This is a genomic window from Clostridium thermosuccinogenes (genome assembly GCF_002896855.1).
Taxonomy (GTDB): domain Bacteria; phylum Bacillota; class Clostridia; order Acetivibrionales; family DSM-5807; genus Pseudoclostridium; species Pseudoclostridium thermosuccinogenes.
In genome coordinates this window covers 3,408,800-3,435,671 of record NZ_CP021850.1, presented here as the reverse complement: position 1 = coordinate 3,435,671, position 26,872 = coordinate 3,408,800, and the positions used below count along the sequence as shown (strand labels likewise).

Sequence of the window (26,872 nt, the reverse complement as noted above, 5' to 3'; positions counted from 1 at the left end):
AATGTTAACTAAGATACTTAGAGGAGGTAGATTTAACGATGACACAATATCAGGCGATTGAAAGCGTATTCGCTAGAGAAATTCTTGATTCAAGAGGCAATCCGACCGTTGAGGTTGAAGTTATAGTAGAAGGAGGTTTCATAGGCAGGGCTGCTGTACCATCAGGAGCTTCAACCGGAGCTTTTGAGGCTATAGAATTGAGGGATGGAGACAAATCCAGATACCTCGGCAAAGGTGTTCAAAAGGCTGTTGACAACGTTAACAACATCATTGCTCCTGAAATAGAAGGCATGAATGTATTTGACCAGGTAGCCATAGACAAGAAAATGATAGAGCTGGATGGCACACCCAATAAAGCAAAGCTGGGTGCCAATGCTATTCTTGGTGTTTCCCTCGCTGTTGCCAAAGCGGCTGCAGAAGCTCTGGGAGTAAGCCTTTACAAATACATAGGCGGAACCAATGCTAAAATTTTGCCTGTACCTATGATGAACATCCTGAACGGTGGAAAGCATGCCGACAACAGCGTAAATATACAGGAATTCATGATCATGCCTGTAGGCGCTACAAGCTTCAAGGAAGCTTTGAGGATGTGTGCGGAAGTATTCCATAGCTTAAAGAGCGTTCTCAAATCAAAAGGCTACAATACTGCCGTAGGTGATGAAGGCGGTTTTGCACCTAACTTAAAGAGCGATGAAGAGGCTATTCAGGTGATAATGGAAGCTATCGAAGCAGCAGGCTTCAAGCCGGGAGCAGACTTCAGAATCGCTATTGACGCAGCTTCCACAGAAATGTACGATGAAGCTAAGAAGAGAAATATGCCTGAAGGCACCTACTATTTCTGGAAGAGCGACATCAAGAAGACCAGAGAAGAAATGGTGGCTTTCTGGGAAGAGCTGGCAAACAAATACCCCATCATCTCCCTGGAAGACGGTGTGGCTGAAGAAGACTGGGAAGGCTGGAAACTCCTCACCGAAAGGTTGGGCAAGAAGATTCAGCTGGTTGGAGACGACCTCTTCGTAACCAACACAGAAAGGCTTAAGAAAGGTATAGATATGGGAGTTGCCAACTCCATCCTCATCAAGGTTAACCAGATAGGAACCCTTACCGAGACCCTGGATGCTATACAGATGGCTAACAGAGCCGGATATACAGCTGTTACATCCCATAGGTCCGGTGAGACTGAGGATGCTACAATAGCTGATATATCAGTGGCTACCAATGCTGGACAGATCAAGACCGGTGCCCCTTCCAGAACAGACCGTGTTGCTAAGTACAATCAGCTGCTCAGGATTGAGGAAGAACTGGGTGAGGTTGCTGAGTATCCCGGACTGGATGCATGGTTCAATCTTAAGAACAAATAATTGTTTATATAAATAAAAAACAAGCTGGCTTCAGCTTGTTTTTTATTTATTAGTATGCTAGAATATTATTTGTGAATTTTTCGGGAGGTGTTTTTTTTGACAGCACTCAGAGTAATTGTGAATATTCTCCATATAATTTTTTCGTTGTCGATAGTTGTTATAGTGTTGATGCAGTCGGGAAAATCGGCAGGTTTAGGGTCCATAGCTGGAGGAGCTGAAACTTTCTTCGGAAAGAACAAAGGAAAGACGATAGATGCCATGCTCAGCAAATATACTGGTTTTGCTGCAATTGCATTTCTTGTGACCTCACTGGCTTTGTATGTTTTGATAGCTAATTCATAAAAAGCTTAATAATAGGATACCGAAAGAAAGGAAGCTATGTACAAATACATAGCTTTTTTGTTTATTACAGACACAAAAGGAGAATAATAAACTACATAGTGTAATTATAAATAGATTGTCGAACGAGGAGATTGTGATGGAAGACAGAAAGCAAAAAATACTGGAATTTATGACGGAAGAAGCCTATAAGCCCATGCTTTTTAAGGAGCTGGCCTACATCCTTGGAGTGCCCAAATCCGATCAGGATGAACTGAAGGCAATTCTGGATGAGCTGGAAACTGAGGGCAAGATTTTCAAAACCAAAAAGGACAGGTATGGAATACCGGAGAAGATGAATCTGGTGGTAGGAACGCTACAGGGAAACGAAAGAGGCTATGGTTTTGTCATACCTGACGACGAGGAGATAAAGGACATTTTCATACCTGCCGATGGCCTGAACGGTGCAATGCATAATGACAGGGTCGTGGCGCGGGTGAATAAAAAGATAATAGGGGATAGAAAAGCCGAAGGCGAAGTTGTAAGAATCTTAAAAAGAGCTAACAAAACGGTGGTCGGCACCTTTGAAAGCAGCCGGTATTTTGGCTTTGTGGTTCCCGATGATACCCGTATATCCGGTGACATTTTCATTCCCAAGGATGAATTTAACAATGCAAAAAGCGGGTATAAAGTGGTGGCGGAGATCGTAAAGTGGCCGGAAAAGAGAAGGAATGCCGAAGGCAGGATAATTGAAGTCATTGGGGATAAGGATGACCCGGGCAATGATATTGTGTCGATTATTAAAGCCTATGAGCTCAAGGAAGAATTTCCGGAGGAGGTAATCCGGCAAGCCGAGGCAATACCGGATGTGGTTTCCGAGGATATGATAAAAGGCAGGCGGGATCTAAGAAATCTCAGGATGGTTACCATTGACGGTGAAGATGCCAAGGATTTGGATGATGCAGTTTCCATTGAAGTGCTGCCCAACGGAAATTACAGGCTTGGAGTGCATATAGCCGACGTAAGCTATTATGTAACGGAAAATTCCCCTCTGGACAAAGAGGCCCTCAAAAGAGGTACAAGCGTGTACCTTGTGGACAGGGTAATACCAATGCTGCCTAAAAAGCTGTCCAACGGAATATGCAGCCTTAATCCGAAGGTGGACAGGCTGGCCTTTACGGTAATGATGGACATCGACAGAAAAGGCAAGGTAATCGATCATGAAATATTTGAAAGCGTCATCAATATAGATGAGAGGATGACTTACACCAATGTATATAAGATATTGGTGGAAAAAGATGAAGAGTTGATAAAACGCTATGAATACCTGGTGGACGATTTTCAAAAAATGCAGGAGCTGGCTTTAATCCTCAGGCAGAGGAGATTTGAACGGGGAGCCATCGATTTTGACTTTGAAGAGGCAAAAATAATCCTGGATGAAAAAGGAAAGCCGGTGGATATTAAGCGCTATGAAATAACCATAGCCAACAAGATTATTGAAGAGTTTATGCTGGTTTGCAATGAGACTGTGGCAGAGCACTTTTTCTGGGCTAATGTACCTTTTGTTTACAGGATACATGAAGACCCCGATCCGGAGAAAATTGAATCCCTGGCAGAGTTTGTGCACAATCTGGGTTATACTCTGAAGGGAATAAACAAGATACATCCGAAAGCGCTGCAACAGCTCCTTGAAAAGATAAAAGGCAAGAATGAAGAGAGGATAATAAGCACTGTAATGCTGAGGTCCCTTCAAAAGGCCCGCTACAGCAGCAATAATGCAGGACATTTTGGTTTGGCTGCCAAGTATTATTCCCATTTTACATCTCCCATAAGAAGATATCCGGACCTCATCATCCACAGAATAATGAAAGACTACCTAAAAGGCAGGATGGATGAGCAAAGGGAAGAATATCTCGAAAGGAACCTGCCGGAAATCGCAAAGCAGTGCTCTGAGCGCGAAAGGGCTGCGGATGAAGCGGAACGTGAGACAGAGGATCTGAAGAAGGTAGAATACATGAAACAGCACGAAGGAGAAATCTTTACCGGTATCATTTCCGGGGTAACCTCCTTTGGCATGTTTGTTGAGCTGGAGAACACCATTGAGGGCTTGGTGAGATTGAGCAGCATGGATGATGATTACTATGTGTTCAATGAAAAAATGTACTGCCTTATGGGGGAAAGGACGAGGAAGATTTACCGCATAGGCGACGAGGTAAGGGTTCAGGTTGCCCGGGCTGATGTTCCTACGAGGCAGATCGATTTTGTCCTGGCAGAAGACGATCAGGAAGACGGCCAGGAGGATGACTTTACCGATGAGATTCTCAATGAAAGCGAAGGGACCGAAAAGAAGGCTAGACCCAGGAAAAAGGCAGTAGATGAAAAGGTTCTGGCGCATATTACCGGGAAAAAGTCGGGAAGAAAAAAGTCAAAGAAGTCTCGGAAAAAGGAAGCAGAAATGGAGGAAGATTGAGCCGCGGATTAAGCTGCAGGTGAAAGCAAAAACAGCTGGGTCTGATGGGAATAGTCAGCATGAAGGGTAGAGGTTCGACGGATACCGGTGTCCCAGTTCCGGCACCATGAAAGCAATCTTGAGAATGCAAACGGATTTGCTGTGCTTGCTAATCTGAGCACGACCCATAAGCGGCATGCGGCTGATCAGCTTACAGCACAAACAAAGCCAGCCACAACTTATATCATGGCTGGCTCTATTATATGGACTTATATCATAATGGACATAAATCAAATAATAAATATTAAACTATGAAGTTTTTAATCTCCTCGCAGAACTTTTCGCAATTATCCGAATGAACCTCAACCTTTATGGGTTTGCTGAGATCAAGGCTGAAAATTCCCATTATTGATTTTGCATCTACTACATAACGTCCGGAAGTAAGGTCTATGTCGAAGTCATACCTGTTGGCAGCGTTAACAAAGTCCTTTACCTCGTTAATGGACTTCAAAAGAATGTTGAATGATTTCATGAAGAACAACCTCCTATCAATTTATTTTATATTTTATTACAAGCCATCATTAATATGGTATATGCTGAAATCTACTTTAATATTAACCTCTCTGGTGTTGCAAGTCAATCAGGATATTGTTAAAATACTGTAAAAGAATTATAATAAAGTGGTTGATTTAGCTTGCTTGTATGTATTATACCACTTGTTGTGCATAATTAACAAAGTTTTGTACCAAAATATATAGATATTTCTAGGAGGGGCTTTTGAAGCTGTTTATAATTATATGAAGCCGTATACAGGCAGTTGACCGTCAGGCTTGAAATGCCGTATGAAGCTGCCGGTTTGTCAGGTTTCGAAGCCTCCGATTCTGAAAGGATGTCAAATGAAAAAAGTAGCTTTCTATACCCTTGGATGCAAGGTTAACCAATACGAGACCGAAGCTGTATCGGAGATTTTTGAAAAAGAAGGATACGAGACGGTTGACTTTGAGGAAAAAGCGGATGTTTATGTTATTAATACCTGCACTGTTACAAATTTAAGCGACAGAAAATCCAGGCAGATTATCCGGAGGGCCAGGAAAAACAATGAGGATTCTATAATTGTCGTTATGGGATGCTATGCCCAGACAGCTCCGGAGGAGGTAAGCAGCATCGAGGGAGTTAACCTTGTAATAGGAACAAAGGACAGGAACAGAATTATTGATTATATTAAGAAAATTGAGGAAAATAATAAGAGTATAAATGCGGTAAAAAATATAATGACAGCAAGGGAGTTCGAAGAACTGGATATAAACGTGTATAAAGGCCGTACAAGAGCTTATCTGAAAATTCAGGAAGGCTGCAGCCAATTTTGCACTTACTGCATAATCCCCTATGCCCGGGGACCGATAAGAAGCAAACAGCCGGAGCAGGTGCTGAAAGAGGTGGAAAAGCTGGCAGACAGCGGATTCAAGGAGGTTGTTCTGACAGGCATACATCTGGCATCCTACGGCAAGGATATTAAAAATACATCGCTTCTCGACATTGTGAGAAGAATACATGATATAGAAGGCATTGAGAGGATCAGGCTTGGCTCGATAGAACCCACTACCGTTACGGAGGAGTTTGTGGAAGCTGCCGCCACGTTGAGTAAACTGTGCCCTCATTATCATATATCGCTGCAAAGCGGGTGCGATGCGACTTTAAAAAGGATGAACAGGAAATACACTGCCGGAGAATATAAGAAAGTAGTGGAAATGTTAAGGAGCAATATTCCGGATGTTGCCATAACAACGGATGTAATGGTTGGTTTTCCCGGCGAGACGGAGGAGGAATTTGAAGAGACCTACAGGTTTTTGGAAGAGATCGCTCTTTCCCAGATGCATATTTTCAGGTTCTCTCCCAGGAAGGGTACTCCGGCGGCAACCTATGACCATCAGGTGGATCCCGGGACAAAGGAAAAACGCAGCAACAGGCTGATGGAGCTCAATCGGCTGAATATGGCCCGTTTTCACAAAAGCTTTGAAGGAAGGGTGATGCCCGTGCTGTTTGAGCAGGAGATGAAAGAGAGAAAAGGATACATCGAGGGGCACACTGCCAACTATATAAAAGTAATCTGCAAAGGAGAAGACGGCTTAAAGGGGAAGATTGCCGGCGTAAAGCTTGAGAGGACCGTGGAAGATTATATGGAAGGAATGCTTGTTTGACCGCCCGGAGAAAAACGATGATTGCATTCCCTACGGGTCGGGATTTTCAGGCATGAACGCTTGGGATATAATGATGCAAGCCGGTTTACACGTATTGCCAGGTTGACTTAAAAATGTTGAAATATTTGGCTGCATGTATTAGTATTTATATATATCATCAATGGTATATATTTTGACAAGGAGTGATTGGGTATGACAGACAATGAAACCATGATGTTTAAAGTCGAAAAAGAAAAAGTGAATGAAGCCAGGGAGATTCTTTTCAGCGTCTACCAAGCTCTGAAAGAAAAGGGTTATAACCCGATAAGCCAGATAGTGGGGTATATTTTGTCCGGAGACCCTACATACATAACCAATCATCAGAATGCGCGCAGTGTGATCAGAAGGTTGGAGAGGGATGAGCTTCTCGAGGAGATCCTGACATTCTATCTGGAGGAGAAAAAGTAGGGAATAATACCCGTAAAAGAGTAACAGGGGTGTCGAACAATTGTTAGGCTTTGAACTATATCGAATTCGACAAAGATGGATATCGGATCAGTTTTTGCTCCGGTGCTTGTTAACTCTTTGTCGATTCTTATATAGTCAAAGAAATGAATGGGTGAAACTGTAATGGATTATGTTAAGCTGGGTAAAACCGGCATAGAAGTATCAAGATTGTGTTTTGGAGGACTTGTAATAGGACCGCTGCAGTCCAACCTGTCGGTGGATGAAGGATCGGACGTCATAGCCAAAGCTTTTGAAATGGGAGTCAACTTTATAGACACGGCAGAACTATACGGGACATATGCCCATATAAGGGAGGCAGTAAGGAAATCCGGCAAGGATGTCGTAATTGCTACCAAGTCGTATGCCTATTCCGCCCAAGGCGCGGAAGAAAGTCTGGAAAAGGCTAGAAAAGAGCTCGACCGTGATGTTATTGATATTTTTCTTATGCATGAGCAGGAGAGCAGGCTGACATTAAGAGGTCATAGGGAAGCCTTTGAATATTATATTTCCCAAAAGGAAAAAGGACGTATAAGAGCTGTGGGCGTATCTACCCACAATGTTGAAGTGGTTGAAGCATGTGCCACCATGCCGGGCATTGATGTCATACATCCACTTGTAAACAAGGCAGGCTTGGGCATCGGGGACGGAACTGTAGATGATATGCTGGCGGCGGTAAAAAAGTGCTATGATAACGGCATAGGCATTTACAGCATGAAACCTCTCGGAGGCGGCAATTTACTTAACTCTTTTGAAGAATGCCTGAAATTTGTGATGGATATTCCCTATATCCATTCCATCGCCATGGGTATGCAGTCCATAGAAGAGGTTATAATGAATATATGTATATTCAACGGACAGGAAGTGCCTTCTGAAGTGAAGGAAGCTTTAAGAAAGAGATCGAGAAGGCTTCATATAGATTATTGGTGCGAAGGCTGCGGCAATTGTGTTGAAAGGTGCAAGCAAAAGGCTTTAAGAATACATGATGGAAAAGCTGTAGTGGAACAGGGCAAATGCGTTCTCTGTGGATATTGCAGCAGTGTCTGTCCGCAGTTTGCAATCAAGATATGCTAGGAGGTAAAGTACGGCCGGGTAGGCAAAAGTATGCGGCAAGCGCTTATAGTTTGTGGTTAATGCATGAGGGATATGGCTTTCGGGCATATCCCGAAAAGGCAAGGATATTGAGGGAAAGCGCTCCAATGGCTTGAAACCGGCAGACGGATGAAGGAAATTATGCGAATATTGGGAATTGATTATGGAGACAGCAGGATTGGCATCGCGGTAAGCGATCCCTTCGGGTGGACCGCCCAGGGAGTCGAAACCATAAACCATAAAGGAAACATCTCTATGGCATTGGACAGGATATGCGAGCTTATAAAGACCTATGGAGCACAAAAGGTGGTCATAGGTTTTCCCAGGAATATGAACGGAACTGTCGGGCCTAGGGGAGAAAAAACTTTGAAGTTTATTGAAAGGCTTGCTACGAGAATCGATATAGAAATCATCCGCTGGGATGAGAGGCTTACCACTGTGGCAGCCAACAGGGCCATGCATGATATGGGCACCAAAACTTCCAAAAAGAAGGGAATAGTAGATCAGATAGCGGCAGTTTATATTCTGCAAGGGTATCTGGATATGGCCGGTAAACAATGATTTTGCCGTAAAAGTCAATTTAACCGTTCAAAGCAAAACCTGCCAGAAGAGGGAGCTTTGAAAGCTTTAAAGATAAGCTGCTCAAACAGGAATTTAAAGCATCAAAATGAAGCTTTGAAGCAGAAAAATGGAGATGGCTTTAACATTCTGAAATAGCTTTAACAGTAATGAAAAGAAGCTCCTTTGTCGTGGATCAAAGCATGTCGGAAGTATCTCTGTAAATATGAACAGGCGCTTTATAAAGCGAATTTTTCAGCAAAATCAGCAGCAAATTCAGGAAATTTTTTATATCATAATACGAAAATTTTATGGGAAATAATATAATACTATGATATAATAGTTGCAGCCTGACTAAATTTGGCTGTAATCATTATATGGAGTCATGCCCGCGCTGATTTTGTTTTAAGACGCGCAGGGCAGCCTTATATCACGAATATTCAGGTATTCATGATATAAATTATATTTAATAAGCAAAGAGGAGGCATGGATATGTCTGAAGAGAGAGACGATTTGGTAGTGCTTATAGACGAGGATGGAAATGAAGTGGAATTTGAGCATCTTGACACTATTGAAATGGATGAAAAGGAATATGTTGTTCTTCTGCCGGTAGACCAGGAGGAGAATGATGAAGAAGACATTGAAGAGGTAGTCATACTTAGAATTGAACATAATGAAGACGGTGAAGATTCCTTCGCCAGTGTTGAGGATGAAGAGGAGCTCCAGGCTGTGTTTGAGGAGTTTAAGCTCAGGATGGAAGATGAATTTGATTTTGATGATGACCAAGATGATGATGAGTAAGAGCTCCAGGTTTGAATAAGTTGATTGGGAAAAATAAAGAAAGTGCCGGAAGTATCAGGGACACATATTATGAAGTGTCTATACATCCGGCGCTTTTTATATGCCAATTTCCATGAAAAAAGAGCAGTTTTGCCCACAAAAAGTGTCTGTTCTCTTTATGATAAAGTATAATTATTTTTCGCAAATTCATAAAGGTTTGATAAAAATGACATGGCTGTGACCGATGGGGTCAGTTAAGTAACCACACAAAATCACCAAAGGAGATTAATATTCTGTCCTCTTTTTGCGGCTAATAAAAGGATTTTAGGGAATGCTGTAGAAATTATATATAATATGTCTTAAGCAGCAGGAGGGTAACATGGTAAAAAAAGGTATTGCTATAATATTGATATTTGTACTGTTGATTTCATCGGCAGCATGCAGAGAGAAGGCAGATCCGGGAAACGCTGACATCACAAGCATATCTACCTCGGAAGAGCAGCAGAAGGCAGAAGAGCCTGTATCGGAACAAGAAGGGACCAAGCCTGACGGGTCGGATGGTGAGGGAACCGCAAAAGAGGAAGATGGAACTGTAGATAATTTTGTGTTTCCGGAAGAAGGCACCAGACCCTTTGCTGTCATGATTGACAATCAAGGAAGCGCTGTATTGCCCCAGGGAGGGCTGCATATGGCCCAGGTGGTATATGAAATAATAGTGGAAGGTGGCATTACAAGGTATATGCCGGTATTCTGGAATGTCGATCCGGAGATGATCGGACCTGTTAGAAGCTCCAGGCACTATTTTCTCGATTATGCGATGGAGCATGATGCCATATATGTGCATTTCGGACAAAGCCCTCAGGCTCTGAAAGACTTACAGTCCTACAAGATAAACAATATAAACGGCATTTATGTTGCAGGAGTATTTTGGGATTTGACAAAGGACAAGGGGAATTGGCAGGATTCCTATACTTCCATGGAAAAGGCAAAAGAGTATGCCAACAAAGTGGGATACAGGACCGAAACGGATAAGAAGCATGTTTTTACATATAACAGGAAAGATGCGGAGCTTCAAAGCGCAGAGAAAGCTGAAAAGGTAAGCATTACCTATTCAGATGGCTATATTTCCCGATATGAGTACGACGCCACCACCAAAACCTACATGCGGTTCAGAAATGGAAAACCCCATATGGAACGGATTACCGGCGAGCAGCTGGCAGTTAAGAACATTATCATACAGGTGGTGAAAAATCAGAGGATAAAGGGGGACAAAGAGGACCGGCAGGAGCTTTTTAATGTCGGAAGCGGCAACGGGTGGTACATCACCAACGGAAAAGTTATAAAAATCAAGTGGTCCAAGGCTTCCCGCCCGGAACCTACCCAATACACCGATGAAGCAGGCAATCCCATCGCTTTAAACCCGGGGCAGACATGGGTGCAGATTGCTCCTTCCGCTGACAGAGTAGTTATAGAGTGATGGGCATAAGTTCCAATTATTAATTGTATGCTGCAAAAAAGTAGAAGGTCTTAAAAGTACTATTTATATGCTGCAAGTAAAGCAGAAGTGCCTGAAAGCATTGCTTGTATGCTGTAAATAAAGTGCAAGTTCTTGAAATTATAACCTTTGTTCGTTAAAATATAGATAAATTTAAGCTGCATCCGAATTACCGATGCAATTGCAATAGCACGGCGGGGAAACTTAAAAGCCGTGCTATTTTGCAAGGTTGAATATATTAAGGTTGAATTTATATAGCAATATCTTGTATTCATCACGGTTCCGGGTGCAGAAATACTACTTTTCAAAACATGTTAGGAGTTTTATACCATGGGAGATTATTACAAATTACTGATTTTCATATTGCTGATTGCTGGAGTCGGCATAGTATCCGGAATACATAATTCATTCAAAAGACGGAGGAAAATAAGAGCTAAAATCCTTGAAACATGGGGTAAAGCCCCAAAAGAAAAATACCGCACCGAGGATTTTGATTCGATAGCCAGCTATTATCAGAATAAACGCAGCTTGTCGGGAAACAAATTTCTAATGGATGATATCACGTGGAATGACCTGGATATGAGCAAAATTTTTATGCGCATAAACAATACCCATTCGTCCCCGGGAGAAGAATACCTATACTGCATGATGAGGGAACCATCCTTTGATGAAGCAGATCTCAAGGAAAGAGGAAGAGTGATCGGGTTATTCCAGAAAAACGCCGAAGGCAGGCGAAAGCTTCAATATTTGCTTGAGCTGCTGGGAAAACAGAGATATGCCGACATATCCAATTTCATTACGGATTTCTCCTATATGGAATTGAACAATGCCTTTATGTATAAGTTTCTGGCTTTCATGCCCATAGCCTCCGTACTGCTGTGTGTGGTGGATTTCAAGCTGGGTGTGCCGGCGCTTCTGGCTTCCATATTAACCAACATGTTATTGTATTATAATTTGAAGAAAAAGATTGAAACCCAGTTGCTTTCTATTTCTTATGCAGCAAAGCTTGTAAGCATAGCAGGGAAAATGTTGAAGCTGGATATCGATGGCCTGGATGAGTATAAAAAGTCCATAAGCAAGTGCTTGGGAAAACTGAAGGGTATTGCCAAAAGAATGTACTTTCTGATAGATAATTATGAGGACTTCTTTTTGATGTACTTAAAAATCATATTCCTCATAGAAGTGCTGAGTTATGATAAAATCCTTGGTATCTTGAAGAAGAACCGGGAAGAATTCAGAAGCCTTTATGAAACTATAGGTTTTTTAGACAGCATGATAAGCATAGCATCCTACAGGGAAAGCCTTGCTTTCTACACCGAGCCTGATTTCATTAAAGATTTCAGCAAGGGCGGATATGCTGTTTGTGCCGGGGAAGTATATCATCCTCTTATAGAAAAGCCGGTGACAAATTCTATAGATATTAGCAGGTCAATCCTGATTACAGGGTCGAATGCTTCCGGCAAGTCCACATTCCTGAAAACCCTTGCCATCAATTCGATCTTTGCTCAAACCATTTATACATGCCTTGCGAAGGAGTATAGCACTATTTTTCTGTTTACTATGACATCCATGGCATTGAGGGACAGCATTGAAAACAATGAAAGCTATTTTATAGCGGAAATCAAATCCCTTAAAAGAATATTCAGCATGATCAATGATGAGATTCCCTGCTTCTGCTTTATTGACGAGATACTGAGGGGAACCAATACCATTGAGAGAATAGCCGCATCATCGAGGGTTTTAAAGAACTTGTCCCTAAAAAACTGCATCTGCATGGCAGCTACCCATGATATAGAGCTTACCGGTATTCTGGAAGGGATTTATGACAATTATCATTTCAGGGAAGAGATAACCGATGATGATGTGGTATTCGATTACAAGCTGTATGAGGGAAAAGCCCGATCCAGAAATGCTTTAAAGCTTCTAAAGCTGATGGGTTTTGATAATTCCATAGTAGAGGATGCAGAAAAAGCGGCTTATGATTTTGAGCAGAACGGCACATGGGCATCCATAGAGAAAAACTCCAAAAAATGAATAGCAGGACAATCCGGACAGTAGGACAGCATGGGAAAAGCGGTTAATAAAGGATAGTATTGCGGCGCCCTGTGAAAGATAGCATCAGGGCGCCTTCAGTTTGCCCGGTACTTTTTTGCCAGTTCCAGCAGCTTGTCCCTGCGGTTCAGCTCCGGATCATCTATCACTGCGTCCAGCAACCTGTTGAGCACTTTACCTATATGCGGTCCCTGGCTGAATCCTGCCTTTAGGAGATCCGAGCCGTCGATGGCCAGCTCTTTTAATGAGAGGCACTGGTTGCTTTCTTTTATTTCCCTGTAAATATTCCTTATTTCGTTCAGCATCTTTTGCCGTGGCGGCAGCTTCTCGGGGTTTTGAGCCTTGCGGTCGGCTTCCTGAACCTTAAGAAGATCCCAAAAAATATCGTCGCCTATGGATCTTACCGCCCTTCTGACAGATTTATGCGTGGGCTTTATGTCCATATCGTGATGTTTAATCAGCCGGCATATCAGATCAGTGCTTTTTGCGTCAAAACGTAACCGTTTCAGCACCTTTATGGCAATTTCCTCACTCTTTTTAGGGTGCCCGTAAAAATGATCGATGTTATTCCTGTCTGTGGTCTTGGTAACTGCCTTGCCCGTGTCGTGGAGCAGCATGGCCCACCTGAGGATGGTAGTGGCTTCAATGCTTGCTACGGCATGAAGGGTGTGAATTGCAACATTATACACATGATAGGGATGATTCTGGGTAATGTGGAAGCATAGGTCAAACTCCGGAAGCACATGCTGCAGCAGCCCGGTATCATGAAGCAGTGCCAGCCTGAAGGGATGTTCCGAGGTTAATAATTTTGTGAGTTCATCCCGGGTTCTCTCCCAGCTTATGTTCTTTATGAGGCTGTGGTTTCTTTTTATGGCATCAAGAGTGTCTCCATGCACTTCAAAATCCAGCTGTGCTGAAAAGCGCACCGCTCTCAACATCCTTAGCGCATCTTCATGGAATCTGTTGTCGGGGTGGCCTACGGTGCGGATGGTTTTATTCCGTATGTCCTCCAGGCCGTTAAAAGGGTCCACAATGCCTTCGGAGGGGTGATAGGCAATGGAATTTATGGTAAAATCCCTGCGGCTTAAGTCATCGGTAAGGGACGAGGTGAATTGAACGCTTTCCGGTCTGCGATTGTCCTTGTATTCCCCGTCAATCCGGTAAGTCGTCACCTCAATGCCGCATCCTCCGTCCAATACGGTGACAGTACCGTGCTTTATGCCTGTATCAACGGTCTTTTGAAAAATCCCCTTTATCTGATGGGGCTTTGCATTGGTGGTTATATCCCAGTCCTGAGGCTTGCGCCCCAGTATGCTGTCTCTTACACAGCCTCCCACTGCATATGCCTCAAAACCATGAGCATTCAAAGTATTTATTATGTGCAGTGCTTCAGGAGGTATGGAAAAATTTATACGGTTATCCAATGGTTTCAACTGCCTTTCCTATGATTCTTATATTAGTATACCATTTTTACCCGGGCATAAATGATTCTTATCCATAAAACTGTATTTATGGCGGGGCAAGTGAAATTTTGCGGCGAAATCATATTTCTATACATGGCATTTATAATACATAATTTTATAGCTTCTGAAAAAACCTTATCTATATTATAGAATGAAGCGCAAATTCCCTCCTGTTTAGCACAGCTATCAAGTTTGACATATAGGGCATGATAATATATAATGAAATTGTTAATAATTTATCAATCTATGAAATATATTAGTCTATATGATATAGAAAGGGGTTGTTATAATGCCAAGATTCACACTGCCAAGAGACATTTATTATGGTAAGAATGCCATCGAAGAGTTAAGAAACCTCAAAGGTTACAAGAGAGCCATGATTGTAACCGGAGGATCTTCAATGCAGAAGTTTGGTTTCCTTGATAAGCTGGAGAATGTTTTAAAAGAGGCAGGCTTGGAAACCAAGGTATTTGAAGGTGTTGAGCCGGATCCTTCTGTTGAAACCGTTATGAAAGGCGCAAAGGCCATGCAGGAATTTGAGCCTGATGTTATCATTTCCATCGGAGGAGGCTCTCCAATAGATGCCGCCAAAGCAATGTGGGTTTTCTATGAATACCCGGAGTTGACTTTCGAAGACATAAAAACGCCTTTCTCAATGCCGAAGCTTAGAAAAAAAGCAATATTTGTGGCAATACCTTCTACCAGTGGAACAGCTACAGAGGTAACCGCATTTTCAGTAATAACCGACTATTCTACTAAGATAAAGTACCCTCTTGCAGATTTTGAGATAACTCCTGATATTGCAATATTGGACAGCAGCATACCCATGACAATGCCTAAGACACTGGTTGCCCATACCGGAATGGACGCTATGACTCATGCGCTGGAAGCATATGTTGCCTCCGCCAGGTCGAAATTCTCCGATCCGTTGGCGATGGAAGCAATATCCATGATATTTGACAATCTGGTGGACTCTTATAACGGGGATGAAGAGGCAAGGGGCGAAATGCATATTGCCCAGTGCCTTGCCGGAATGGCATTCAGCAATGCATTGCTGGGAATAGCTCATAGCATTGCCCATAAGACAGGAGCACAGTACAACCTGCCCCATGGGTGCTGCAACGCTATACTGCTGCCTCATGTTATTAAATTCAATTCAAAGGTGTGCATGAGCAGATATGCGGAAGTTGCAAGGAAGCTTGGCCTCCCGGGAGGAACGGAAAAACAGCTTGTGGATTCACTGATTAATGCCATCAATGAGCTTAATGCCAAGATTGGCATAGCACCTACCTTCAAAGAAAATGGTGTGTCTGAAGAGCTGTTCAAATCCACCGTTGACTTTATTGCGGAAAATGCCGCTCTGGATCCATGCACAGGTTCAAACCCGAGGAAATGTACTGCAGAAGATCTGAAGAAGATTATTGAGTGTGCATACTACGGAAAGGTCGTAGAATTCTGATTTACAGCATGAGGTGCAAATTCAGCAATGAACTTAGGAACATACGGACAAGGATTCAAATCCAGAAATGAACTTTAAAATACAGCAATGGATTCAAGTATAGGAATGAGACTCTAACATAGCAACATGCATGGAAAAGACCGAAGTTTAATGAGATATGCTTCCCCCTAAAGTAGACAGCAAAAACCTGGCCTACTTTAGGGGTTTTTTGTATAAATAAGCGTTATCTGTAAACATGGCATTCATTGTTACGTGCTGAAGCTGGGCTGGTTTCATCATTACAGATGTCAAAGTGCTTCTGTGCCACTTCACATATTCAAGCATTCCTTATGAAAGAGCCTTTTTTATAAGATCCATCCTGGAAAAAACCCTTTGAAACAGGTAATCCACGAGAGTCAGGGCCACCATTGACTCTACGACGATAACCGCTCGGGGGACAATAACCGGGTCGTGGCGGCCTTCCACCTGTATATCGATGTTTTCCCCCTGCTTGTTGACCGTCTTCTGGGTTTTGTGTATCGATGGGGTGGGTTTGAATGCTGCCCTCAAAATTATGGGGAAACCGTCGCTTATCCCGCCTAAAATTCCTCCCGAGTTGTTGGTGAGCTTTGTCAGCTCTCCCTTTTCATCAAAACGGTAGAAATCGTTATTCTCCGATCCCGACATGGAGGAAGCTTTGAATCCGCTGCCAAATTCTACGCCTTTTACGGCTCCGATGGAAAAAATGGCCTTTCCCAGCATCGCATCCAGCTTTTCAAATACAGGTTCACCCACTCCGGCAGGCAGTCCTGTAACTACGCATTCAACTATCCCGCCGGAAGAATCTTCGGATTCCTTTTGCTTCATCAGGAATTCAGCCGCCTTTTGAGCAGCGTCGGCGTCCGGCATGGCCAAAAAGTTTTTGTATATCTGATCTGCATCAAATTTGGTCTTATCTATCTGCACCGGTCCGATGGACAGGGTATAGGTGAGTATGCTGACTCCCAGCTCTGACAATATTTTTTTTGCCACTGCCCCGGCAGCCACGCGGGCTGTGGTTTCCCGTCCGGAGGAACGTCCTCCTCCCCGGTAATCCCTAAATCCATACTTCTGGTCATAGGTATAATCAGCATGACCGGGACGGTATAGCCTGGATATTTCCGTATAGTCGGAGGAACGCTGGTTTGTATTATGCACAATAAGGGATATGGGAGTCCCTGTGGTTTTGCCCTCAAATACCCCGGAGAGGATTTCTACCCTGTCATCTTCCTTCCTGGGTGTAGAAAAAGGAGAATTTCCCGGCTTGCGTTTGTCCAGGTCTTTCTGTATATCTTCCTCGCACAGTGAAATGCCGGCAGGGCATCCGTCAATAACCACCCCAAGGGCTTTGCCATGGGATTCACCCCAGGTGCTTATTTGAAAAACTTTTCCGAAAATTGATCCCGACATCTTCTATCTCCTATCTTTATATTTATAAATATTAAAAGTCAAAAGCCAGTTTTACCAAAAACTATGAGCTGATTGTATTATATTATATCATATCGAATGCTCGTATATTTATTCAACCTCACTAACATTTCTTCGTTTTTCTTACGCATATTCACTCAATCATGGATTTTCGTGTTTTAAAGCAAGTTATATGGACAGGCATTGTATTGTTGCACAATTATGGATGATATAGTGTATATACCAGTAAACTATGTCCTTTTTTTCAGTATCACGGTCATTGATATCCACATATGCTCCGGCAATAAAACTCCCAAATTTAACTAGGTCAAAGCTCTTAATTCCTTTATTCTGCTTATCTATGAGGTGGATGTCAGAAAAGCTACAACACGGGGTCTTAGGCCATTAGGGTATAAATTCATCCCAACTATCCGGCTTATCTTGTCAAAGTTCAAATCTATCATGTAAAATGAAAACGTTGGTTTTACTTTAACTGCTTGCGCCGCTTGATTACTCATCTCATAATGTGAATAAGACTGTCAAGAGGCAGCTCAAGCCGAACGCAGTATCGCCCTTGACTGGTTTACGAGAGCGATGTATTCTTACATAAGCGGTGCATATTATGCTGCTTTTACTTCTGGTCTTTTTATATCGCCCATAATCTTTCGCAGATTGTAGGCTGTGTCTTTCTTAAGTATCGTATAAAATATCCGTATTAACTTATTACTCAAAGCAACCAGGGATTGCATTTTCTTCAAGAGTCTTTCTTTCCTGACCGTATAGTATTGGTGCAAAGTCCGGAGTTCCTCATTCTTGAGCAGCAAGGGCTTGATACCGAATGCCAAGTAGTATCGCAGCCGCTTCTTTTCACGTTTGTATATGGCTGTCTGACCCTTATGCTTAATGGAACTGTTCTCTTTAAGGCTTAATCTAGACAGCTTTTGTATCTACTTTGGATGATTAAATCTAAAGATATCGCCTACTACCATAGAAAACCAGCAGCTATCACAAGGCCAACACCTTTGATTTCAAGCATCTTCTCAAATCTGGGAATCTGCATTGCCAGATCCTCAATTAGAAATATTGTCCTTTCAAACTGTCGCATTTTACTCTCATAGCCCTCAAGCGGCATTGAAAGTCATTTTCTGCAGATATAAATCCACTGGATATTCCTATTAAAGTCTTAGCGGATTCAAGAAGCTTCACAGCCCTTTTATCCCTACGGCTCTTATCTTGTGTTTCTTCCAGATGACTATTATATCTTCAATACCTTTTTCAGAAACCTTCTTGGGTATCGGGCATTCGTTCAGTATCAATAATGCGGCTTTTCCCTCACAATTGCCAAACGCCTTAGTGAGTTCAGGGAAATGGATATATCCACTGTCTGATACGATTCTTGACAGCTGATAGTTCCTTTACAAGCTGCCATTGGCTGTCCATGGCTAACGTAGCTCCTAGTAAATACCTTCCGGGATATATGGCTCAATATATCTCTCATCCTTGACCAGCATTCCTATAGTTTTAGGACTTTACGGTCATTCTTAGTGGGATAGTTATCATCCAGTTCTTTGTTTTTATTCATAAGGTACGGGTTTACTAGTACTATGCGCATCCCGAATTTTATAATTTTCTCAGCAAGGTGAACCAATGGTGACCTGTTGGCTCCATCCCGAGTATCATTTCGGTAAAGCTTTTGGATTCTGCTATCTTAGCTGTTCATTCTTCGAGCTTTGCAAATCCTTCAGTATTGCTATCGAAAATCAACAACTTTCCATACTCTACATCCCAAAATTGAAAGTCCTGGCGTAATGTTTTTCACTCTTCTTCCTGGTTGTTATCGGATTAACAATAATTATAACTGGAGGCGTATACAATACTCTCAATAATAGGATGCTATTTCTTGTCGGCTCATCTAAAATGCTTGGCAGTTCCGTCATAGTTATACATTCCAATGTTATAATCCACCTTTTCGGTTTAATAATCTATTTACTTTAAAAACACAAAAGATAATATATAAGTATGAGGTTGGTCAAAAATATATTTCATTTCTAATTATGAAAGGCGGTTTGGCACATGCCTGTTGCATTGAGCATCAGAAAGGAAAAGGCTCGGAAAAGGTCTGTACTGATAAAAAAATATAAACCTCTTTATGCAATTTTAAGTGTCATATTGGTTTACTTTATTATCTTCCGTTACATACCTATTATTATGGGTGTTATCTTATCTTTGCAGGATTTCAAACTTGGTAATACTCTGCTTTCGGCGAAATTTGTCGGATTAGACAACTTTACCCGGGTTTTTACAGATCCCGACATTCTAAAGATTATTAGAAATACGATACTTTTAAGTATTTATAAATTAATATGGGGATTTTTCCCGCCAATTATTTTGGCCATCATGATTTTTGATATCGTATCAGTAACATATAAAAGAGTTTGTCAGACAATTGTTTATATACCCCACTTCTTTTCCTGGGTAATCGTATACGGTATCGCATATGCCTTTTTCTCCAATAGCGGTTTTATAAATTCGTTACTGTCCATCCTAGGAATGAAACATATAGATTTTCTGACCAATTCTCGGTACTTCAGATCCTTGCTTGTGGGAACAAGCATATGGAAAAATGTCGGGTGGGGTACAATTTTATATTTTGCTGCGCTGACAGGAGTAAATCCTGAACTATATGAAGCATGTAAAATTGACGGTGCCGGACCTATTCGCAGAATTACAACTGTTACGCTTCCGGCAATACTTCCTGTTATAGTTTTCAACCTTATTATTTCACTTGGTAATATCCTAAACAATGATTTTGAACAAGTTCTTCTGTTCTACAACGGAGCCGTATATGATGTCGGTGACATAATTGACACATGGGTTTACCGTATCGGTATCGGGCAGATGCAATACAGCATTGGTGCTGCTGTGGGACTTATGAAATCTTTCGTTGGGTTTATTCTTATCGTGGGATCAAATAAATTATCCCGACGTCTGACAGAACGGAGCTTATGGTAGAAGGAGGAATCTTCATGAATGCATCACGTAAAAATCGAATCAAACTTTCGAAGTCGGACTTAGTTTATCAAATCATTATTTTCACTGTGGTTGGTATTGTAGCTTTCATTTGTGTTTTTCCCCTTCTATATGTGGTCGGCATGTCTCTTACCTCCGAGGGTGAAATGATACGGAGAAATTATTTTGTCATAATTCCTCACGACCCAACTCTGCGTGCATACCAAACTGTTTTTTCCCAAGCCAGCATCGGATCTGCCATGCTTGTAAGTATCGGGCGCACTCTGCTTGGCTCTGTGGCTTCCCTGGTGTTTCCGATACTTGGCGGATATATACTTTCCAGAATCGATCTTCCCGGACGTAAAGCATTTCTTATTTTTTTCATTATAACAATGATTTTAAGCGGAGGAATGATTCCAACTTACTTATTGATGAAAAAACTTCATTTGATAAACACTTTTTGGGTTTACATAATTCCTGCCATGGGAAGTTGCTATAATATGCTGATTATTAAAATGTTTGTAGAAAATATGCCACTGGACATTATGGAATCTGCCGACCTGGACGGAGCATCAGAACTTCAGAAGATGATGTATATAGCTATTCCGTTGCTGGTACCGACAATCTGTGCTATTTGGCTTTTTTCTGCCGTAGGCCAGTGGAATTCCTGGTTTGATGTAATGCTGTATATACATAATCCTAAGTTATATTCACTTTCATATGTGGTCAAGCAACTTATGACCAGTTTTACATTCACCGACACAACGGCCAATTTACAGCCTCTTGACCGTATGACTCCGGAAGGACTGAAAATGGCCTCTGTAGTTATAGCAGTAGTACCTATCCTATGTATATATCCATTCCTTCAGAAATATTTTATTTACGGCGTATATACCGGGTCTGTCAAAGGATAAGCGTCTTTGATTGGGAGGTGCGCAGCCTGATCGAAGAAGTTTATATAAAAAGCATCTTAAAGGAGGATGTCAAATGAAGAAGCTTTCTGTTTTGTTAGTGTTGGTATTGTTAATTTTCATGGTAGCCGGCTGTGGAGGAAAGAGCTCAAGTACAAATGAATCCACTTTCACAACCCAGCCTTCTACCGAAGAGGGGTCTTCTTCTGGCACTGCTTCTGAAACAGGCAGCAACACAGTAACGGTTCCGAATTTTGAGGAGATAGAATTTCCGGACTCTTTGCCTACAAAAATTATTTTTGGCAACAGTGAGGATTATGCGTATGACGATTTGTCGGCACACTACACTGTTTCCATCTTAACTACCAACAACGGTGTTGCTTCTCCGTCGAGAGAAAACGATCCGATCTGTCAGTGGTTGGAAAAGAAATTCAACCTTACAATTAACTTTGAGACCTGCAGCAGTTCGGATCTTCCCACCATTATTTCCACTCGTTTTGCAAGTGGAGACGCACCTGATTTCTTCACGGCTCCTGATCAAAACGTGGCAACCACTTTGTACGAAGCAGGTCAGTTGGTTGACGGAAGAAAAATTTATCCGTATATGCCTCTTACGGCAAAGTACACCACAAAGAATATGATAAAAGCTTTGACCAGCACTGTTGACGGTGGACTTCCATGTGTAACCCACTATGCATTCCAGGATGCCGTATGGGGCTTTGCCATCCGCAAGGATTGGCTGGATAAATTTGGCATGAAAGAGCCAACTACTGAAGATGAACTTTTGGCATTTGCTAAAGCTTGTACAGAAGATGATCCGGACGGAAACGGTGTAGACGATACCTATTTTATGATTGGCGCTTGCTCCGGTAATTCAGTGACCAGCGGCATGATGAAGGGATGGCCAAGCATGTTTGGCAATCCGGAAACCCATGTTGAAAACGGCCAACTGGTAGATCCCATGCTTGACGGAACCCGTAAAAAATGCCTTGAATTTTTAAACAAACTTTATACAAGCGGATATCTGCATCCCGACTGGTACACCATCTCCTGGGAAAAAGCCAAGTCTTATACTCATAACGATAAAATAGGCATGGTTTATTACCCACCGGCAGATCTTTTAGGTGAATATACCACAGCCAAGAATCAATCGGAAGATTCCCTTGATGTATGGAAGTTCCTGGAGAAGCCGCCGATTGAAAACGGAAAATTTGTTGCTTCCGGAAGCCTTGGAAAACTGTTCTGCTTTTCATCCAAAGGCTTTGAAGATGAAGGCAAGCTGAAGAGAGTTGCCCATATGATTGATACAATGACTGTTGGCGGCGAAAACTTCTTTCATACTGTACAGGGCGGAAGTGACGAAATCTACAGTGAATTCGGCAAGCCTGTGGAATCTCACAGAACCTGGACATATAATGATGATGGTACATTTATGTTCTATACCGATGCATCTGGGTGGCCCTGGAATGATAATAACTATATTGTGAGTTTGACAGGATGGCAGAACATCGGATGGGGAGCTTCATATGAACGTAAACCCACTAACACCGGAAACGAATTTGCTGATGCCCTTAATGTAAGGCGTAATGCTTTCAGTGATATTATCGCAAAGTATGACAGATGGCCTAATGATGGCCTGATAAGCAGCGTTTCCGTTGAATCAATTGCTCCTGGACTTACGGATTTCGTGAACGCCCGCGAGCTTGAATTTGTCCTTGGAAAAACTTCTTTCAGCGAATGGGATAACTATGTTAATGAGTGGCTTACAAGAGGTGGAAAAGATGTTATTGCCGCTAAAGCTGCTAAACTTGGTGTGGATGTTCCTGATTATGCAAAATAAATAAAACGGGGATTAAATAACCTGCACCTTCACATATACAGCCACAAAATTTATGCGGCTGTATATGTGAAGGGAGATAAAGGTATACGTCCCGTTTTGTTTGATGAGAACTTCTGAAGAAGGAGGATATGGATGAAGAAATTACTTCTTCTTATAGTATCGGCGGCAATACTTTTGTCAGGCTGCAGTGCCGAAAAATCAGATAAATCAGCCTCATCACTTTCAGAATTTAAGCCTGAGAGTAAAATAAATAACCATGTTTCGGTAGATGATTTCGGGGCAGTGGGTGACGGAACAACTGACGATTACGAGGCTATTCAAGAAGCACTTGATTATATTTACTCAAACGGTGGAGGTACTGTTTATTTTACATCAGGAAAAACCTATTTGATATCAAAATCCCTTTTCATCAGGGATTATACCAATATTTACGCTTATGGGGCTACAATTAAGGCGAAAGGAAGCATCGGATTGCTGGTAAACCAGGGGGACGGAGAAGAACCTACTGGCTATTCTGGACACAGCCACATTATGGTGGAAGGGGGAATATGGGATTGTGATGCCCATTCCTTTGAGGATGGATTGGGTACCAATTACGGACAGAACGGTATTTCCTTTACCCATTGTCAAGATATTACCATTAGGGATGTAACCATCCTAAATACCGCCGTTTACCATGCCATCGAACTGAATGCCTGTCAAAATGCTAGAATTCAGGACTGCAACTTTTTGGGTTTTAAGCTGGGTACAGGTAATAAAGAGGCCATCCAGCTGGATGTTGCCCAGAAAAATTCCGGAAACAAGGCATGGGATGGTACTTTGTGCAATAATGTGGTGATAACCGGTTGTTTTACAGGTCCTTCGGAACGACTACCGGCTCATCCGGTATTCGTGGGATCACATGCTACATACGAGAAAAACTGTTATTCCGATATTATCATAACAAACAATATTGTTAACTCTGATTGTGGCGTGTATGCTTATTATTGGAAAGACTGCATTATGACAGGAAACATTTTTAATGGCGTAGGTGATCCGGTACACCAGGAAAAAAGCAGTAATTTGGTGATTTCTAACAATATCTATAATAATACAGTCTATCCGCAGCAGTAATCTTTTATCATGCTTCTTATTCATGTGCTTGAAGAGAAAAGACCAGCTAATTAAAGTCAAGAGCTTTTTTTGAAAAATAAAAGAATTTTTCAAAAAACACATGAGCTAAAAAAGGCATGACAACAAGACCACCCAGGTGAAGTAGACATAAAATAGCTGGTCCAAAATAGTAAGTTGCTCTTTGAAAACTAAACATCAAGTAACAGTACTATTAAGCTGCTGTATGCTTTGCTGCAAGATTCTTCGCATGTTCCTGAGGGCTACGTAGCTGATAAGGCTTTCTATCCCTAAGAACAGCAAAAATATAATTAACAAGCTTACGCATAACAGCTCCTAAGGCCACTTTTTTAGGCTTGTTCTGGCATTTGTTTTTGTAATATTCCATCAGTACAGGGTTGCAAGCTGTTTTGTCACGCTTAGTGCGGATATTAGCAAGAGCAATTGTGAAAAGTACCCTGCGAAGCAGCCTTGACCCCCTTTTTGACATCTTGTTTTGTGTGCCGGTAAACTCTCCGGACTGCATTACAGAGGGGTCAATGCCGAAATAAGCAACTAGCTTGCCTGGCTTTGAAAAAGCTGAAAAGTCGCCAATTTCAGCCAGAATGGTAACAGCAGAGATAAGTCCTATACCTGGAATGCTTTGTAGAAGCTCGAGAGTCAGTGCCAGCATGGGTATGTCCTTTGCCATATCTTCAGCAATCAATGAACGAATGGCTTTGAGGACTTTCTCAAGGTTTTCCTCCAAGGTTTTAATCATAGAGATATACACCCCAAGCATGGCAATATTTGAAGAGTTATTAATGCTCAAAGGTGCAAATTCTCTGGCCTTGGAGACCAAAAGCTCATACTTTGCAGTTGACCACTTAAGGCTTCTGCGGGAATTCTTTTGTATCAGTGCAATCAACTTGTTTCTGTTGGCTTTAAGAATATGCACAGGCGTAGGATATTTTTCTAATACTGCGAGAGCAGCCTTTGAAAAGATGTTAGGGAATACATCCTTGAAGTTTAGCATGAGTTGGTCAACAATACCTGTAAGCCTGTTTTTGTAGGCAGTAAGTTCGTCAGAGAGCTTGTAGTACTGTCGGCAAAGGCTTCGCAGACATTCAATATCTTCATCTGGGATATTAGTAGTTTTAAGCTCCTGAAATCTGTATAGCAGGGCAATTTTCCGGGCATCAACTTTATCATTTTTCACTTTCCTGATTCCAATATTTTTGATAGAATCAGTTTGGATGGGGTTTATGATGGAAACCTCAAATCCAGCTTTACAAAGTGAATGGAAAAGGATTTTGTGATAGTGCCCGGTGGATTCCATGACGACGAAAGGCCTAGAATCAAAGTCCTTTTCCGTTTTTTTCAGTAATTTAACGGCTCTTTCAACGTCAGAACTGGAATCATGGCGGATCTTCATGCGGGCAATTACTTCATTGGATGGAGAAAGAATTGCCATCTCACTAAAGAATTTACCTACATCGATTCCTGCCATAGGTCTGAAATTCATAAAAAATGCCTCCTTTACAAGATGAATGGACTTAAAAGTCTCCATTCCTTCCCATGTAAGCAAACAACCTTGCATGTGACACGAGGAACCAGCTTTAAGCTGGCCTCAACCAGCCAAATCATGTAGACTTACCGGAATGGATAAATACTCTTTTTTACGGGTAATCGGCCCGCTAAGGTCCGTCCCAGGAGGTGAAACACACACCTTCCAAGTCCGGAAAATATTATACATGATTGTCAAAGTTCAGGCCAACAGATGCTGGCATAATGGCTAAGATGTGAAGCCGGATGATGTGCTTGATGTTTGGAAAAGTATGAAGCTTAAAATGTTATGTTAACTATAAAAATTGATGGGTCAAACAGTGGCTTTGGTCACTGATTTAATACAATATTAATTGTACAAGGAGGTATATAGATGCCGGTATTGAGAACAATGCAGGATAAAAATAAAAATATAAAGTTTCCAAATACAATAATGGTTTCAGTGGATGATTATGGCGCTGCAGGTGACGGTATGACCGATGATCATATTGCCATACAGCAGGCGCTGGACGATGTTTTTTATGCTGGAGGAGGAACAGTATATTTTACGCCGGGGAAAATCTATTTAACAACGGCTGCTTTTTTTGTAAGGGACTATACTAATATATATGCCTATGGTGCTATAATTAAAGCGAAAGGAACCACAGAGCTTTTGGTGAATCAGGGAAGAGGTGAAGAACCTACTGGATATTCCGGTCACAGTCATATAGTAGTGGAAGGCGGAACGTGGGATTGCGATGCTGCCGATGGCAGCACAGGGACTAATTACGGCCAGAACGGAATTTCCTTTACCCATTGTGAAGATATTGTAATTAAGCAGGTTACTGTTTTAAACACGGCTGTATATCATGCTATTGAATACAATGCCTGCAGGCGCTCTAAAATTCTAAATTGCACCCTGATGGGTTTTAAGAGGGGAAATGCAGATAAAGAAGCCATACAATTGGATGTTGCCTTAAAAAACTCCGGAAATAAAGCATGGGATGGCACGGTATGCCATGATATTGAAATTTCGGGATGCATCTGCAAAGCTTCTGAACGTTTGCCGGCTCATCCGATATTTGTAGGGTCTCATACCACCTATGAGAACAATTACTATACCGGAATTATTGTAAAAGACAATGTGGTGGATTCAGGGTGCGGGATATCCTGTTATTATTGGGAAAACTGTATCATCAGCGGAAATATTATTACTGGGAAGGGTGTTGGAATAGAAACTAAATATAGCAACAATATTATCATTACCGACAACATTTTTGGAGGTAGCATCCATTATCGCTTGTAACCCGTTTGATATCCGCCTTTTCATGTACTGTAAATACTG

The 26,872-nt window shown here is 41.9% G+C and carries 23 protein-coding genes; 16 read left to right on the top strand and 7 right to left on the bottom strand.

Going from position 1 to position 26,872, the window contains the following annotated elements:
- Positions 1-38: 38 nt before the first annotated feature.
- From eno to rnr, 3 genes are all read left to right on the top strand, one after another.
- Positions 39-1,361: a phosphopyruvate hydratase gene (eno, locus tag CDO33_RS15150; RefSeq protein WP_103081365.1), complete on the top strand. Its 1,323-nt coding sequence runs from the start codon at positions 39-41 to the stop codon at positions 1,359-1,361.
- 96 nt (positions 1,362-1,457) lie between these two features.
- On the top strand, positions 1,458-1,703 hold the full coding sequence (gene secG / locus CDO33_RS15145; protein WP_103081364.1) for a preprotein translocase subunit SecG: 246 nt from the start codon (positions 1,458-1,460) through the stop codon (positions 1,701-1,703).
- 136 nt (positions 1,704-1,839) lie between these two features.
- The gene (rnr, locus tag CDO33_RS15140) at positions 1,840-4,149 is read left to right on the top strand and encodes a ribonuclease R (RefSeq protein ID WP_103081363.1); all 2,310 of its coding nucleotides are present in this window, start codon (positions 1,840-1,842) and stop codon (positions 4,147-4,149) included.
- A gap of 283 nt (positions 4,150-4,432) precedes the next feature.
- Here rnr and CDO33_RS15130 read toward each other — a convergent pair whose 3' ends face one another.
- Positions 4,433-4,660 (bottom strand): HPr family phosphocarrier protein, encoded by a 228-nt coding sequence (locus CDO33_RS15130; protein WP_103081361.1) that lies wholly within the window; start codon positions 4,658-4,660, stop codon positions 4,433-4,435.
- Between the two features lie 364 nt (positions 4,661-5,024).
- On the opposite strand from CDO33_RS15130, the gene mtaB reads away from it, so the two are divergent.
- From mtaB to CDO33_RS15095, 7 genes are all read left to right on the top strand, one after another.
- Entirely contained in the window at positions 5,025-6,326 is a 1,302-nt protein-coding gene (gene mtaB / locus CDO33_RS15125; protein ID WP_103081360.1) for a tRNA (N(6)-L-threonylcarbamoyladenosine(37)-C(2))-methylthiotransferase MtaB, read from the top strand.
- 192 nt (positions 6,327-6,518) lie between these two features.
- A complete protein-coding gene (locus CDO33_RS15120) occupies positions 6,519-6,773 on the top strand; it encodes an IreB family regulatory phosphoprotein (RefSeq protein ID WP_103081359.1) in 255 nt (84 codons plus the stop codon).
- Positions 6,774-6,935: 162 nt separating this feature from the next.
- Entirely contained in the window at positions 6,936-7,883 is a 948-nt protein-coding gene (locus CDO33_RS15115; protein ID WP_103081358.1) for an aldo/keto reductase, read from the top strand.
- Positions 7,884-8,042: 159 nt separating this feature from the next.
- Positions 8,043-8,462 carry a Holliday junction resolvase RuvX gene (ruvX, locus tag CDO33_RS15110; RefSeq protein WP_103081357.1) on the top strand — a complete coding sequence of 140 codons (420 nt, stop codon included), beginning with the start codon at positions 8,043-8,045 and terminating at the stop codon, positions 8,460-8,462.
- Between the two features lie 489 nt (positions 8,463-8,951).
- Positions 8,952-9,260, top strand: coding sequence for a DUF1292 domain-containing protein (locus tag CDO33_RS15105; protein WP_103081356.1), 309 nt, complete (start codon positions 8,952-8,954; stop codon positions 9,258-9,260).
- A 358-nt stretch (positions 9,261-9,618) separates the two neighbouring features.
- Positions 9,619-10,716: a DUF3048 domain-containing protein gene (locus CDO33_RS15100; protein ID WP_103081355.1), complete on the top strand. Its 1,098-nt coding sequence runs from the start codon at positions 9,619-9,621 to the stop codon at positions 10,714-10,716.
- A 348-nt stretch (positions 10,717-11,064) separates the two neighbouring features.
- On the top strand, positions 11,065-12,768 hold the full coding sequence (locus CDO33_RS15095) for a MutS-related protein (protein WP_103081354.1): 1,704 nt from the start codon (positions 11,065-11,067) through the stop codon (positions 12,766-12,768).
- 95 nt (positions 12,769-12,863) lie between these two features.
- Here the strand turns inward: CDO33_RS15095 and CDO33_RS15090 are convergent, their stop codons facing one another.
- Positions 12,864-14,210 carry a CCA tRNA nucleotidyltransferase gene (locus tag CDO33_RS15090; RefSeq protein ID WP_103081403.1) on the bottom strand — a complete coding sequence of 449 codons (1,347 nt, stop codon included), beginning with the start codon at positions 14,208-14,210 and terminating at the stop codon, positions 12,864-12,866.
- Positions 14,211-14,538: 328 nt separating this feature from the next.
- Between CDO33_RS15090 and CDO33_RS15085 the strand changes: the two genes are divergently transcribed.
- Positions 14,539-15,708: an iron-containing alcohol dehydrogenase gene (locus CDO33_RS15085; protein ID WP_103081353.1), complete on the top strand. Its 1,170-nt coding sequence runs from the start codon at positions 14,539-14,541 to the stop codon at positions 15,706-15,708.
- A 327-nt stretch (positions 15,709-16,035) separates the two neighbouring features.
- On the opposite strand, the gene aroC is transcribed toward CDO33_RS15085, so the two are convergent.
- From aroC to CDO33_RS20940, 3 genes are all read right to left on the bottom strand, one after another.
- Positions 16,036-17,136, bottom strand: coding sequence for a chorismate synthase (gene aroC, locus CDO33_RS15080; RefSeq protein ID WP_103081352.1), 1,101 nt, complete (start codon positions 17,134-17,136; stop codon positions 16,036-16,038).
- Positions 17,137-17,753: 617 nt separating this feature from the next.
- A complete protein-coding gene (locus CDO33_RS20945) occupies positions 17,754-17,891 on the bottom strand; it encodes a hypothetical protein (protein WP_161496720.1) in 138 nt (45 codons plus the stop codon).
- A gap of 224 nt (positions 17,892-18,115) precedes the next feature.
- Complete coding sequence (locus tag CDO33_RS20940) at positions 18,116-18,265, bottom strand: hypothetical protein (protein ID WP_161496719.1); 150 nt, start codon at positions 18,263-18,265, stop codon at positions 18,116-18,118.
- Between the two features lie 941 nt (positions 18,266-19,206).
- Here CDO33_RS20940 and CDO33_RS15070 point away from each other — a divergent pair.
- The 4 genes from CDO33_RS15070 (at position 19,207) to CDO33_RS15055 (ending at position 24,006) form a co-directional block, all read left to right on the top strand.
- Positions 19,207-20,145, top strand: a complete 939-nt coding sequence (locus tag CDO33_RS15070; protein ID WP_103081351.1) for an ABC transporter permease — start codon at positions 19,207-19,209, stop codon at positions 20,143-20,145.
- A 14-nt stretch (positions 20,146-20,159) separates the two neighbouring features.
- Positions 20,160-21,056 (top strand): carbohydrate ABC transporter permease, encoded by an 897-nt coding sequence (locus tag CDO33_RS15065; protein ID WP_161496494.1) that lies wholly within the window; start codon positions 20,160-20,162, stop codon positions 21,054-21,056.
- Between the two features lie 73 nt (positions 21,057-21,129).
- Complete coding sequence (locus tag CDO33_RS15060) at positions 21,130-22,893, top strand: extracellular solute-binding protein (protein WP_103081349.1); 1,764 nt, start codon at positions 21,130-21,132, stop codon at positions 22,891-22,893.
- Between the two features lie 132 nt (positions 22,894-23,025).
- Positions 23,026-24,006, top strand: a complete 981-nt coding sequence (locus CDO33_RS15055) for a glycosyl hydrolase family 28-related protein (RefSeq protein ID WP_103081348.1) — start codon at positions 23,026-23,028, stop codon at positions 24,004-24,006.
- A gap of 46 nt (positions 24,007-24,052) precedes the next feature.
- Here CDO33_RS15055 and CDO33_RS20935 read toward each other — a convergent pair whose 3' ends face one another.
- Positions 24,053-24,202, bottom strand: coding sequence for a hypothetical protein (locus tag CDO33_RS20935; RefSeq protein ID WP_161496677.1), 150 nt, complete (start codon positions 24,200-24,202; stop codon positions 24,053-24,055).
- Between the two features lie 15 nt (positions 24,203-24,217).
- The gene (locus tag CDO33_RS15050; protein ID WP_027621409.1) at positions 24,218-25,507 is read right to left on the bottom strand and encodes an IS110 family RNA-guided transposase; all 1,290 of its coding nucleotides are present in this window, start codon (positions 25,505-25,507) and stop codon (positions 24,218-24,220) included.
- A gap of 414 nt (positions 25,508-25,921) precedes the next feature.
- Between CDO33_RS15050 and CDO33_RS15045 the strand changes: the two genes are divergently transcribed.
- Positions 25,922-26,833, top strand: coding sequence for a glycosyl hydrolase family 28-related protein (locus tag CDO33_RS15045; RefSeq protein ID WP_103081339.1), 912 nt, complete (start codon positions 25,922-25,924; stop codon positions 26,831-26,833).
- Positions 26,834-26,872 lie beyond the last annotated feature (39 nt).